The sequence below is a fragment of the Virgibacillus carmonensis genome, from assembly GCF_057836705.1.
This window is the reverse complement of the sequence record NZ_JBYQFJ010000001.1, coordinates 59611-72104: the sequence shown is the minus strand read 5'-3', so window position 1 is coordinate 72104 and position 12494 is coordinate 59611. Positions and strand designations below refer to the sequence as shown.

Genomic DNA, 12494 nt, shown 5'->3' with positions numbered 1-12494 from the left:
TACATTTATTAGCTTCAATAGTCATTTCCTAAATCGAAATAGCACGCATTGGATTATATGCAGACAAATCAAGATTTACTTCATCACCTTTTAAAATTGAAGCGGCTAATGTCCCAACATATGGTCCCATTGTCAGCCCAGAAGCTCCTAAACCTGTTGCCAATACTACGCCTTTTAAATTATCCAATGTTCCTAGTATAGGTAAAATATCAGGGCCCATCGGTCGAAATCCAATCCGTACTTCGTGTATGGTTCCTTCAGCAAGACCAGGTGCCACGCTTAATGCCTCTGTTACAATCTCATTAACCCCACCAACAGTAGTCCGATAATTGAATCCGGATCCTGTTTCTCTTGTCGCACCAGCAACAATTCGTGAATCATCAAACGCTAGCATGTAATGACTACTTCCGGGCAATACTACAGGCCAATTAGACGTGTCCGTATTTGGTAACTTAATATGCGCAATTTGTCCACGCTGCGGTTCCACTTTCAAATCAATACCAATAGGGGCTAATAATTCAGTCGACCAAGCACCTGCTGTTATAAGAACCTCATCTGCATAAATTAATTGATCATTGACCTTAACACCTGTTATCTTATCATGTTCATAAATTAATTCCGCTTCGCCATTCAACAGTTTGGTGCCATGTTTTTGTGCGGCACGTTTCATTGCATCTCTTAGTAATCTACCGTCTACACGTGCAGCACCCGAAACAAAAATAGCTTCCAATCCCTCATTTAACGGAGGGAACAATTGACAGGCTTTTTCCGAAGTTAATCTTTCAATATCACCTAATTCCGGTGCATCTTTCTGTTTTGCTCTTACCCCTTTTTCAATTCTGTCTAATTCTTCAGCGTTGGAACTTACGCATAATGCTCCTACTTTTTTATAACCAACATTTTCTTCTTTATCATTTTTTAATTGTGAAATTAAATCAGGGTAATAGTGCGCGCCACCTTTTGCAATTCTATACCAATCATCATTTTCTACACTTGAAATCCATGGACAAACAATTCCTGCACCAGCAGAGGTTGCAGCCCCTTGATAATCCTTATCAACCATAATTACTTCTGTATTATTTTTAACTAGATGATATGCAGCACTGGCTCCCACTATGCCACTGCCGATAATAATAACCTTCATTGCTTCACTCCTATTGAGAAGTTAAAATAATTTATGTTTACAATCTATAAAACTATAATCTTATAAAGTTATAACTTTTATTTTTATACCAAAGCTATTTTGCTTAGGCTGTTTTCTAAAAAAGTTGTTGTTAATTAAAAAAAGTGTTGCTGGATAGAAGTGAGTGCACATCAGCAGTGGAAATTTGCGAGACTCCTGCGGCTTCCCCGCGGAAAGCGAGTATATTTCCACGCTGCATTAAACAACCTAAAAACTACAATCTGTACGAAAAGAGCCTTTGCTTAAAAGTCTTTTAAAGTTGAACTTCAAGAAAATATTTAGATTGATCTTGTTTGAGAACAAATTTGGAGTATTCAATCGCTCTTTTATCTTTTGTGACCGTATAGCGTTCAAATACAAATAACTGTTCCCCTATTGGGACATTTAATAAATTTGCTTCGTATTCATCAGCAAGGATTGTTGAAAAATAAATTCTTGCCTTATTTAATTGTGCACCATATTTCTTTACAAAAATGTTATATAATAAATCGTTTTCAATATCTGTTTGCTCCAAATCAGGAAATAAAGCTGATGGAATAAAAGAATGTTCAATTACAACTGGATTATCATTTTGGATTTTCAAACGATTAATTTTATATATTTGTTCATTAGGATTTATTTCTAACAACTTACCAATCTTTTTCCCAGCTTTATCTTTTTTAAAGCTCAGTGTTTTGTGCGGATGATGATGTTGTTCCCAAGCTTCATTTTTTAATGAAACAAATTTTGAAATATCTTTTTCTTCAATTTGTGTAACAAAAGTCCCCTTACCGCTTTGACGATGCAACAGTCCGTGATTAACTAGCTCAAGTACTGCTCGTTTTACTGTGATGTTACTAACGTTAAATTGAGATGCCAATTCTTTTTCTGATGGCAACTTATAGCCTACTTCCCATTCACCCGAGTTAATTTTATCTTTTAGATATTCCTTTACTTGTTGATATAAAGGTATGGATAAGTTCTTATTAATATTCATGCTGTTCTCCCTTTGAAAAAATTATTATAATGTTATAACCTTTTAAATTATAAGTTAATTTAGAAAAGTATAATTCTAAACTTAGGGAAAGTCAATTATATATTTGTATTTGTTTAATAATAACTGAAATGAAATATCACCAAACCATACTCACTAATTCAACCACAAAAAAAGTGTTGTCCCTATCCACAGAAACAACACCTTATCATCCACATAATTAAATCCAATCACACAAAACTACAACTCAACCCTACCGCGATACTTCTCAATCAACTTCTCATTATGCTCGTCCGCGCCATCAATATTACCGCTTAGGAATACAGGAGGCTCAAAATTATTTTCAGCCATTACCGTAATCGCTTCTGCAAATATTGCATTTAAAATGGTTGAACCAACAACTGTTGAACTTGGCGAAAAGTTAACTTTGACATGTTCATGCGTTAGCAATGCATCTCCAACAGGAGCATGATTATCAATCACTAGGTCTACTGCGTCATATAAATGCTCACCACTATGATGGCGTGAGGGTTGGCTTGAAGAATAGGCATGGGACGTAATTCCGATCACGAACGCACCCTTCTTTTTTGCAATATGTGCAACATCAACAGGAACTGGATTACGACCTGATGTGGAAATAACAACTATCACATCCCCTTCACGAATATCCTGTTCTTCCATAAATGAACCTGCGTATTCATTTTTTCGCTCAAATTCTGAGGAACGGACTGCACCTTCATGAAGCATTAGTGGCTCATGTAGGATCGGATGAATTGGTACAAGACCACCGGCACGATAGAAAACCTCTTCTGTTAGGATATGTGAATGGCCACAACCAAATAGATGAATGACACCCCCATCCTGAATCGCTTCTGCAACCTTTTGTGCAGCCTCATTCATCGCTTTATGTTCCTCTTTTTCTACCACTTCTAATAATTCATGGATTTTTTGCATGTACTGATTAATCATTTATTTCCCCTCCAAAACGTGTAGTATTTCTTCAACCTTACGTGGAATTGTTTTGCCTGTCTTTTTGTCGATGGTAGATCCAAATATATGCGGCATAAAAAATTCAATATCGATGCCCTTGATTCCATCAAAAATCTGACCGATATTAGTGGCATCTATTCCACCTGCTGGTTCAATGCCTCGAATTCCCTTGCCTGCAGCTTTTTCCGTCAAATAAATAAGTTCCTCTAAATGTTGGGCACCCTTTACATGCATCATCTTAATACTTTCTATGCCTACCGCCAGTGCTACTTCGATAAACTCTTCTACATTCATAATTAATCCAGACGAAAGCTGTATCTTTCCTACTTGTCCTGTTGGTTTCACAAGTGCATTTACCAATTGATTTGAGACATCATGTCCATCTAAAAATCCCTTTGTATAGGATGCAGTTTCAAATGGTTGGTTTAAATGGCCTGGCTGAGATGCAGCACTTATTTCCAATACCCGCTTCCAGTTCGCTGTATTACCGCCACCACCAAGACCAACACTGACCACTTCAGCGACTCGCTTTAACTCGTGAACCTTATCCACAGCACGATTAATAGAGGGAAATTGATCGGAGACAATACCCGGGACAACATATCCCCTACCCGCTTCCATAATATTCGAAGCATTATCCTTGTCACTCGCTAAAAAGTTAAACAAAAATTTATCGTATAGCTTACGCTTCATTTTAAAATCTCACCATTCCTTTACAACTTCTATTACCCCATAACAAGCTTCACCATGTTCTCAAGTGCGATATCAATAACGTACTTTCCTTTTTCTTTTGTAGCAAGCTTTGCATCACCCAGAACTGCTGATTCTGTAAACTCTTCCCACGGTGTAGGCGTTACATCAGCATGGGCTGGTATCGTTGGAATATCCGTAATTGCCTTATCCATATCCACATACTCTGGTGCTAAATAAAGCATGTAGGATGTCTCAATTTCACACGCATGAAAATAGGTGCCATGTGCAGATTCAGTTTCACGAATCTCTGCAACCGCTTTGTTCATTCCAGGGTAAAAAAAGTAAAACACCTTCATTTCTGGACAGGTTTCGTACAAGACGCGAGCCGCTTCTTTTAACGCAGTACCGTTCCCCAAATGCCCATTCACCATTGCAAATGTCCTGAATCCTTGTTTGGAAAGACTTTCTCCAATATCAACAATGAAACGAATTAGTGAATCATTACTAACAGTGATACTTCCAGGAAAATTACGTAAGCTCCACACTTGTCCATATGGTAACGTTGGTAGGAGCATGCCGTTCACACGATCAGCTAATTTTTCCGCAACACGTTCTGCTAATAGATTGTCGGTACCCAGAGGTAAATGAGGGCCGTGCGCTTCAACTGCTCCAATTGGCAGGATTGCTATTTTTGACTTATTAATCTGTTCCTTTATGTCATACGAGTTTTGATATTGCATCTGCATTCCTAATCACCATCCATTTCCGCCTTTACTTCTTAAACGTAAAACATCTTGCAGGATTATCAATGAAAAATTTGTCTATTAGATTCTTTCCATCAAATCCATTTGTATTTGCTTCTTCGATAAAACGCGGAACCCACTTACCGATTATATTTTCCAACCCTAATCCATAATCATAATGCTTGTAATAAGACTTTCTTGCAGTATCGCCACTTACCAATATTTGATCTTCGTAACCTTTTTTGACTAGCTCTAATATACAATGGATTCGGGTACTTTCCGGCGCGTATTTTATCTTTGAAATGCCATCAAAACAGAGAAACGCCACTGTTTCCGCCATCTTTTGATGGTAAAAAGGATCCGGATTCCGGTCCATGTGGCCAAAGCTGATATGTTCAAGGTTTACCCCTTCACTTTTCAAAAGTTCTACCTGTTCAAGTCCCATTGTTCCTGCTTCTGTATGGGAATGCATCGGAGCTTTCGTTTCGTGGTATGCCCGTGCAACAGCGCGTAATGTTTTTTCCTCAAGAGGGGTTATTCGATTGTATCCCGTACCGAACTTAACCTGTCCGCCGCGCACATCTGTACCTTGTAATCCCTCCTCAATTTCACTGACCACAAAATCAGCTAACTCATTAATTGTTCGTGTTTCAATCCACTCATGATACGTACGGAAGTCGCCAACTACATCCTTCACTCCATCTGGAATAGCCGCATTCCATAAAAAGCTTTTGTTAAATCCCGCTGTCCCAATAATGGTGACCCCAGTCTCCTCAGCTATTTGTCTTACTGCATCCACATCTCGGCCATAGTCAATTGCCGTAGCATCGACAATAGTCTGTCCACCGAGATTCTTAAAGTCAAGAACATCAAGCTTCGACTTTTCTTTGTCATCAAGTAACAAATCATCTGCCTCAAGCTCCACCCAATATGGTGGTCTGCATACAATATGTTCGTGTGAGTACGTAAATCCTAATTTATCAGGTTCTATATCTCCATGAAAAGTTCGAATAAAGCTCATTTAGAAACACTCCCTTTAATGTACAAAAGGAAAGAAAGTAAACTCTCTTCCCTTTGGCATGGTTGTTTAACAATCACAATTAAAAGAATAACTGTGCTAAAAAGCGGATAATTGGTCCCAGTATAAACATATCCGAATCCGCCGCCCACATTGCGGTATCTGGTATGGTGTCGGGGAGAAGGAATTTAACTGTAACAAACTGCCCCCAGGCCACAATAGTAGCTGTAATAAATCCACCCATTAGAGCACCGCGCACACCGCCAGTAACGTTTCCGAATACACCAGCAGTTGCAGAATGGAAGAACAATACAATCATCGTCGGTACAAAGACATATCCGACTGTATTACCTAAAATAACTAACCACAATAATGCTCCTACAAAAGATCCTAAGAAACCGAGGATCACTGCATTTGGTGCGAATGGAAAAACAATTGGACTATCCAAAGCAGGTTTTGCACCAGGAACTATTTTTGTTGCTATACCTTTGAAGGCAGGAACCATTTCACCGATGAACATGCGTACACCCATGAGCACAACTGCAATACCTGCAGTAAAGGTAAATGATTGGATAATAGCATAAATGATAAAGTTTTGATCGCCAGCCAGTGCAACTAATTCCTGTGCACCCGGCGTATCCTTGAAGGAAATGATGACTGCACCAACTAAGAATAGTAGCCCCATTGTTAAAGCAGTAATTACATTGGAGTCTCTTAAAAACTCTAAGCCCTTTGGTAACTTTATTTTTTCCGAATCATTTTCTTTATTTCCTAGTAGTTTACCAGCCAATGCTGCCAGTAACGCTACAGAGGCCGACGTGTGCCCAAGTGCAATATTATCGTTACCTGTGATTTTACGCATTAATGGTTGAGTTGCTGCTGGTTGAAGCGTCCAGTATACCCCCATAATAATCGCTAAGAATATCACTAGTTTTCCGAAAGAAACGTCACCTACTGCCTGAACTACAATACCTGCAAAAATCGTTGTGGTCCAAAACATCATATGCCCTGTTAAATAAATAAATTTAAATCGTGTAAATCTAGCTAGCACAACGTTGATGACAAAACCAAGTGTCATTGCTAAAGCGACTGCACTTCCAAATTTCGCATTAAAACCCTCTTGTCCCATAAAGTCGCCTAAAGGTTCAGCAGAAAGATTAAAGACTTCCTTCCATAATGGTTCAAATACCGTTAACGCATTTACGATTACGCCGGAACCGGCACCGATAATTAAGAACCCAATAATTGTTTTAAACGTTCCACTAATCGTTTGACTGGCTGTCTTTTTCTGCAGTAGTAGACCTAGTAGAACAATAAAACCTAATAAGATAGCTGCTTGGCCAAATATATTTGTAGCAATCCAAAAAATAATATCCATTTCGCTGCCCCCTGATAGATTTAGTACAATCTAATTTTCTTGTATAATAGTTTCATCAACTACTTTATTAATCTCGTCCATATCAAAATAATTAGTAACAATAATAATTTTAGCGTTGTGTCCAACTAGGCTTTCTGCCAGTTCATTACTCGTAATGATAAAATCTGCCTCCATACTTGAAGCAGCAGAAACATCCGTATGCTCAACGTCTGCCTGAATATTTCTTTCTCCAAGTACTTGCTCGACATTCATTCTTAAAATTAAACTTGTTCCCTGACCTAATCCGCAAACTGTTAAAATTTTAATCATCTCTATCTCTCCATTTCTATTAGTTGTTGTACAGTCTCGTAGCTTGATGCATTTACTAAAGCCTCAATATTAGCGGGATCATTTAATAAACTAGTTAACTTTTTTAAAAGAGTTAAATGTTCATCACTTGATGACGCCCCAAGTCCAAATATCAGTTGGACAGGATCATTAGATGCATGACCAAATACTACCGGCTTCTTTAGTTGCACAAAGGATACGGATGCTTCTTTCACCCCATCCTCAGGTCTTGCATGAGGAATGGCAATTTTTGGCGCAAGAACGAAGTATGGTCCATTTTCGTTATATGCTTGTACCATCGCCTCAATATACGACTCCTCGACAAGATCTTCGGTAAACAGTAGTTTTCCGGCTTCTTCAATTGCTTCCTGTGCGTTGTTTACCTCTGCTCCCAGTTTAATCAGACTTTTATCCAAAAACTTCATTCCACTCAACACCTATCTCTTTGCGTCATACGATTCGTCTGAATGTATACGTATTAAATTTGTAATTTGCTCTTTTGACGTTGCTTGTAACATCTCATCTTTATATGATTGGTTAGAAAATAACCTGGTAAGTTGAGCCAGTGCCTTCAAATGTTGCTCATTATCCTTCGGTGCCAATACAATAAAAATTTGTGCATCTTTCCCCATCACATCTACCGGTTCTTCCAGATGCAGCATGCTCATTCCCGTTTTATTTACACCATCATCCCCAGTCGCATGTGGGAGGGCGATTAGATTGGAAATAACCATGTAAGACCCTTTTTCTTTAACAATATTAATCATTTTACATATATAATTATCTTGAATGTAGCCTCCAGTTAATAATGGTTGTGCTGCAGTTTTAATTGCTGTTTCCCAATTTTCTAGTCGCTTTTGGAAAACAATTTTATCTGCTACCAGCAAATCATTTAAGCTTGGTTTCAACCTTTCACTTTTCAGTGTCACTGGTGCATGAAAATACTGACGCAATTCCTGTCGTAAGTTCTCTTCTTCTCTGATTGTGGCATAACGTTCAATCATGCCTATCACAGTATCCACGGAATAACTCTGGGAAGTAGATGAACTTCGGAAGAGACTGTTAACCTTTTTCAACAGCTGTTCCTTTTCCGCATTATTTAACACAGGACTTACAACAAAAATCGGAATACCTCTGTCTGAAAGTGGGATGGTAGAAACAATGAAGTCGACTGACAAATCCATTTTTTCATATTCCCGAAATGACGTAACTCCTACAACATCCACGTCTGAGAATAACCCCTTCATCTGACTTTCCAAAAGACGTGACGTACCTAAACCATTCGTACAAACGATTAGCATCTGCTTTCGTTGTGACTCAATCACTACACCCTCACTGCGCAGCCAACCACCAAAATGCATAGCAATAAATGCCAGTTCATTTTCCGGTACCGTTTTCCCAATCGTATCTTCTAGATGATGAATCACTTTTTTGGTCAGATGGAACACTTCCGGGTAGTTACCTTTAACAGAATCAAGCAAAGCATTTTCAATACTAATTCCATATTTAATTCGATAATACGCAGGCTTTATATGAAGTAATATATTCTGATACATCCGCTCAGGGTCAGGAAACGCTACAGCCGCATAAATTTGAAAATCGTGTATCATTTTCTTCACGACATGTTGAAGCGATCTCATCTCTTTATTGGGAAACTGTAAACTTAAATTTTGATTCACCTTAGAACTAAGCAAATACTTGGCAAAATAACATACTTCATCAACTGGTATTTCAATATGAATCTCATTTTCAAGTCGAATGCCTAGACTCCTTGCTCCCTGATACTCACTCGTTCCACGTATAACTTCTTTCTCATCCGGGTCTATCTTGACAAATTGGTTTTGCCTGATCCGATTCAGGAACAAATAGAACCATATAACAAGCGTATCCAGAACATTATCCGTAAACTCAAGCTTCTCCTGTGTCTCATATTCTCGAATAAGCTGATTTAATAAGCGTAGATCTTTCGATTTGAAGATGGCATAAACAGCATTCATCTCACTTTCAAGATCCTCTTCCAACCCTGCTACAAGGCCATACCAGCCATTATCAGGTATAACGAAAGCAACATAATCGATAAGGGCTCGCCTGATATCGCTTTCATATCCTGTAACAATATATCCCCGCTTCCTTTCAGAGGATAAGGTTATCTGGTATTCATTTAATTCATCTTTCAATTTCTTAATATCGTCCAACGCAGTATTCCTGCTTACCCGGCACAGATCTATAATGTCACTGAGTAAAAATGACTTCCCTTGAGTCGTAAGGTAAATATAAATCCATGCTTTACGTTCCGTTGGTGAGAATTCATAGTATGGGATATTAGATGGCCCAAGTTTATTTAAGATTTGCTGTTTTGTATTCTGTTCTATATACAGACCTTTTGAATGAACCTGTTTTATTTCAGAAAAGTCATGTTCTGAAAGCCAACTATTGATTTTATCAAGTTCATTATAGATGGTACGTCTTGATACATTAAATAGGCCCGCAAGATCGTGAACAGAAATGTACGAATCTGATTCTGCAAGTTTAGTTATAATTGCAATACTGCGTTGATCCATCCTTATCACCCTCACTACTCTAGAAAGCTAAAAATAGCTTGCCCTTAGTTATAATATATTAAAGATACAAGCCGTATAAAAGACCAAATAAGCCACATGTGCATTTGCAAAACTGGACTGTTTGAAATAATTAAAAAACAAGACCCTGCATTTGACTATGCAAAGGTCTTGTTTTTCATAACGCTCACTAGTGAGGTCCGCTAGCCAAAAAGCCATTAGTTCCAATGGCAATAGCATAACGCACATCAGATCTAACAGCTTTTATAACCTACTAATCTCATTCGACAATATACGACAAAAAACGGGAAGTGACAGGCACTAATCCCAATTTCTTAAAGAGGTATCTCTTGGTTCCTTAATTTCACCTCAATATTATCTTCACAGTAGTTTATAAACTCCGAAATGTTATTAACTAATGCTTTATGGTATTCTTTGCCCTTTTCTTTTGTTGCCAAAGTAGCATCACCCATTATACCAATTCCTTTAGTATTCTCCTTATGTGTTGCCACATCACTCACTGTAATCATTTTATCACCGATTACAAGAGGGTCATGCTGTAAAAAACGATGGTGTTCCGGGATATTTTTTGCGGAACGAGACGGTTCACACAATCCAGGAAACAGATGGTACATTTGTGAAGTTTCTAATTCTTCCGCATGTCCTATTCCGCCTGCTTCAACTTCACTTAATTCTTTGCCTTTCTGATAATTAATGTAAAACGGATCTGCTATCGCTAAAAATGCACCAGTCTTATTTCTTACCCTAGTCATTGCTATTTTAATAGGAGGGAGATTCGCTTCACGATGCCCGTTTACCAGTATTATTTTTTCAAAACCATGATAAATTAAACTTTCACACATATCCTCCACTATACTTGTTAACGTCTCTGGTTTTAAAGTTATAGTACCTTTATAAGCCATATGGTGTGGAGCCCACCCTACCCATACTGGTGGAGCAATAAGTGTACTCGTTTCTTTAGCCACATCTTCTGCAATTTGTTGTGATAAGAAGGCGTCTGTACCTAGGGGCAAATGTTGGGCGTGTTGTTCTACACTTCCAAAAGGTATTATTATTGTTTTCTTCTTTTCGAGGTAGTTTTCCACGTCTTCCCATTTATTTTCTTGTAGCCATACGTTATTCATAATAAAACTCCTTACTTAAAAATTTATTCTTCATTAGATTTAGCTATTACTTCCATATCTTTTTCATCAAGGAATTCCCAACGACTTTTTGCGTATGCAAAATACCAAATTGTTAGGAGAACTATCCATGAAATACCTATTAACGTGGGTATTGGTTCAATGTAAGTAAGTATCCATATACAAGCAATTGTTGCTAATATGGCAAGGATGGGTATATTTTTAATGTTTACTGGATAACGGAATGATGGTTTTAAATCTTTTCTTGTCACCCTCACAACCACAAGTGCAACATTCACTATTGCCATCATTAGCCAGTTAGCAAACACTGCTGCACCAACAAGCAAACTAATAGCTGATGCGTAACCAATTGTACTTGTCAAGGTGGCTGCCAAAGCTATTACTCCAGTAAATATAATAGCATTCGTTGGAACGCCAGTTCTTGACCCTATCTTTGCAAAAATTGGTGGGAATGCCCTCTCTCTTGCACCCGCATAAAGCATTCTTGATGAACCCAACAAACAACCAATAGTGGATGTTCCAGTAGCAGTTAAAGCTGCAATCGCGATTAAAACTGCCCCTATCCCTGGTAAAACATTTTCTACCGCTAATGATAATGGTGCACTTGACGCTGCTAGATCACTTGGAGACGAAGATGAAACTACACCATAGCCAGTTATTACATATAAAACAACAACAGTTACCAAGGCTGATACTTGCGCCAAAGGTAGATTTCTTCTTGGATTCTTTGCTTCTTCGCCTAGTGTAAGCACTGCTTCCACTTGCATTTGTCCAAACGCAATTAGTGCTGTAGCAGCAAATACTCCCGTCCACCCATTCGGTAAGAATTCACTATGTTGAAACGGACCAATTGGGTTAGAAAATATTGCAATTATCGCAATAGCAAACAAAGCGATCACTTGTATTATAGAAAAAAATGTATTTACTTTTCCTGTAGCCTTAATTCCTACTAGTAATAATCCAGTTATGATAACTGAGACTACTGGTGCTACAATAACTGGAGGTAACCCTGGAAATATAAAATTAAAATAACCTGCAAAGCCTAAATTTACTGCACCTGCTGCAAAAGCAAACGACAAAAAATATAAACCAGCACACCATAAGGCAATAAGTTTTCCTAAGTCAGGTGAAATAGAACTAAAAGCAAATTTAGAATATGCGTAGGATGCTCCTTGATAAGGCCATATTGATGCCAATTCTGCATAACTCAGTGATGATAATATTGCTACAAGACCTGCAATTATAAACGCAATAAATAAAGCAGGACCCGCCTGAGCAACTGCAGGGCCAATTACCGTAAATATTCCTCCACCAATTAACGCACCTACACCAATACTCCATAGATCCACGAAGCCTAGGCCACGTATAAGTCTTCCGGATGTGTTGGTTGAATCAGCCTCCATCTTTATCCCCTCCATCCCATTTAGTGGTATTAAAAAACCATTATATTAAATACTTCGATATATTC

The 12494-nt window shown here is 38.2% G+C and carries 12 protein-coding genes; all 12 read right to left on the bottom strand.

From position 1 onward, the window contains the following. Positions 1-28: 28 nt before the first annotated feature. The gene (locus tag AC3G7N_RS00345; protein WP_489420142.1) at positions 29-1144 is read right to left on the bottom strand and encodes an NAD(P)/FAD-dependent oxidoreductase; all 1116 of its coding nucleotides are present in this window, start codon (positions 1142-1144) and stop codon (positions 29-31) included. Positions 1145-1436: 292 nt separating this feature from the next. Then, positions 1437-2159, bottom strand: a complete 723-nt coding sequence (locus AC3G7N_RS00340) for a GntR family transcriptional regulator (protein ID WP_489420141.1) — start codon at positions 2157-2159, stop codon at positions 1437-1439. A gap of 237 nt (positions 2160-2396) precedes the next feature. Further along, the gene (locus AC3G7N_RS00335) at positions 2397-3125 is read right to left on the bottom strand and encodes an SIS domain-containing protein (RefSeq protein ID WP_489420140.1); all 729 of its coding nucleotides are present in this window, start codon (positions 3123-3125) and stop codon (positions 2397-2399) included. Further along, positions 3126-3839: a KDGP aldolase gene (locus AC3G7N_RS00330; RefSeq protein ID WP_489420139.1), complete on the bottom strand. Its 714-nt coding sequence runs from the start codon at positions 3837-3839 to the stop codon at positions 3126-3128. A gap of 32 nt (positions 3840-3871) precedes the next feature. Further along, the gene (locus tag AC3G7N_RS00325) at positions 3872-4585 is read right to left on the bottom strand and encodes a creatininase family protein (RefSeq protein WP_489420138.1); all 714 of its coding nucleotides are present in this window, start codon (positions 4583-4585) and stop codon (positions 3872-3874) included. Between the two features lie 25 nt (positions 4586-4610). Next, positions 4611-5603 carry a phosphotriesterase family protein gene (locus tag AC3G7N_RS00320; protein ID WP_489420137.1) on the bottom strand — a complete coding sequence of 331 codons (993 nt, stop codon included), beginning with the start codon at positions 5601-5603 and terminating at the stop codon, positions 4611-4613. Positions 5604-5682: 79 nt separating this feature from the next. Beyond that, the gene (gene ulaA / locus AC3G7N_RS00315; protein WP_489420136.1) at positions 5683-6978 is read right to left on the bottom strand and encodes a PTS ascorbate transporter subunit IIC; all 1296 of its coding nucleotides are present in this window, start codon (positions 6976-6978) and stop codon (positions 5683-5685) included. A gap of 30 nt (positions 6979-7008) precedes the next feature. After that, positions 7009-7284, bottom strand: a complete 276-nt coding sequence (locus AC3G7N_RS00310) for a PTS sugar transporter subunit IIB (RefSeq protein WP_489420321.1) — start codon at positions 7282-7284, stop codon at positions 7009-7011. 5 nt (positions 7285-7289) lie between these two features. After that, on the bottom strand, positions 7290-7730 hold the full coding sequence (locus AC3G7N_RS00305; RefSeq protein WP_489420135.1) for a PTS sugar transporter subunit IIA: 441 nt from the start codon (positions 7728-7730) through the stop codon (positions 7290-7292). A 12-nt stretch (positions 7731-7742) separates the two neighbouring features. Next, on the bottom strand, positions 7743-9866 hold the full coding sequence (locus AC3G7N_RS00300) for a BglG family transcription antiterminator (protein WP_489420134.1): 2124 nt from the start codon (positions 9864-9866) through the stop codon (positions 7743-7745). A 332-nt stretch (positions 9867-10198) separates the two neighbouring features. Further along, a complete protein-coding gene (locus tag AC3G7N_RS00295; RefSeq protein ID WP_489420133.1) occupies positions 10199-11008 on the bottom strand; it encodes a creatininase family protein in 810 nt (269 codons plus the stop codon). A 23-nt stretch (positions 11009-11031) separates the two neighbouring features. Beyond that, positions 11032-12429 carry an APC family permease gene (locus tag AC3G7N_RS00290; RefSeq protein WP_489420132.1) on the bottom strand — a complete coding sequence of 466 codons (1398 nt, stop codon included), beginning with the start codon at positions 12427-12429 and terminating at the stop codon, positions 11032-11034. Positions 12430-12494: the final 65 nt, after the last annotated feature.

What these genes read in the sequence shown, in the direction of transcription:
- AC3G7N_RS00290 (WP_489420132.1), bottom strand. Translation starts at nt 12,429, where the DNA reads ATGGAGGCTGATTCAACCAACACATCCGGAAGACTTATACGTGGCCTA.
- AC3G7N_RS00305 (WP_489420135.1), bottom strand. Translation starts at nt 7,730, where the DNA reads ATGAAGTTTTTGGATAAAAGTCTGATTAAACTGGGAGCAGAGGTAAAC.
- AC3G7N_RS00335 (WP_489420140.1), bottom strand. Translation starts at nt 3,125, where the DNA reads ATGATTAATCAGTACATGCAAAAAATCCATGAATTATTAGAAGTGGTA.
- AC3G7N_RS00300 (WP_489420134.1), bottom strand. Translation starts at nt 9,866, where the DNA reads ATGGATCAACGCAGTATTGCAATTATAACTAAACTTGCAGAATCAGAT.
- AC3G7N_RS00295 (WP_489420133.1), bottom strand. Translation starts at nt 11,008, where the DNA reads ATGAATAACGTATGGCTACAAGAAAATAAATGGGAAGACGTGGAAAAC.
- AC3G7N_RS00330 (WP_489420139.1), bottom strand. Translation starts at nt 3,839, where the DNA reads ATGAAGCGTAAGCTATACGATAAATTTTTGTTTAACTTTTTAGCGAGT.
- AC3G7N_RS00340 (WP_489420141.1), bottom strand. Translation starts at nt 2,159, where the DNA reads ATGAATATTAATAAGAACTTATCCATACCTTTATATCAACAAGTAAAG.
- AC3G7N_RS00325 (WP_489420138.1), bottom strand. Translation starts at nt 4,585, where the DNA reads ATGCAGATGCAATATCAAAACTCGTATGACATAAAGGAACAGATTAAT.
- AC3G7N_RS00345 (WP_489420142.1), bottom strand. Translation starts at nt 1,144, where the DNA reads ATGAAGGTTATTATTATCGGCAGTGGCATAGTGGGAGCCAGTGCTGCA.
- AC3G7N_RS00320 (WP_489420137.1), bottom strand. Translation starts at nt 5,603, where the DNA reads ATGAGCTTTATTCGAACTTTTCATGGAGATATAGAACCTGATAAATTA.
- ulaA (WP_489420136.1), bottom strand. Translation starts at nt 6,978, where the DNA reads ATGGATATTATTTTTTGGATTGCTACAAATATATTTGGCCAAGCAGCT.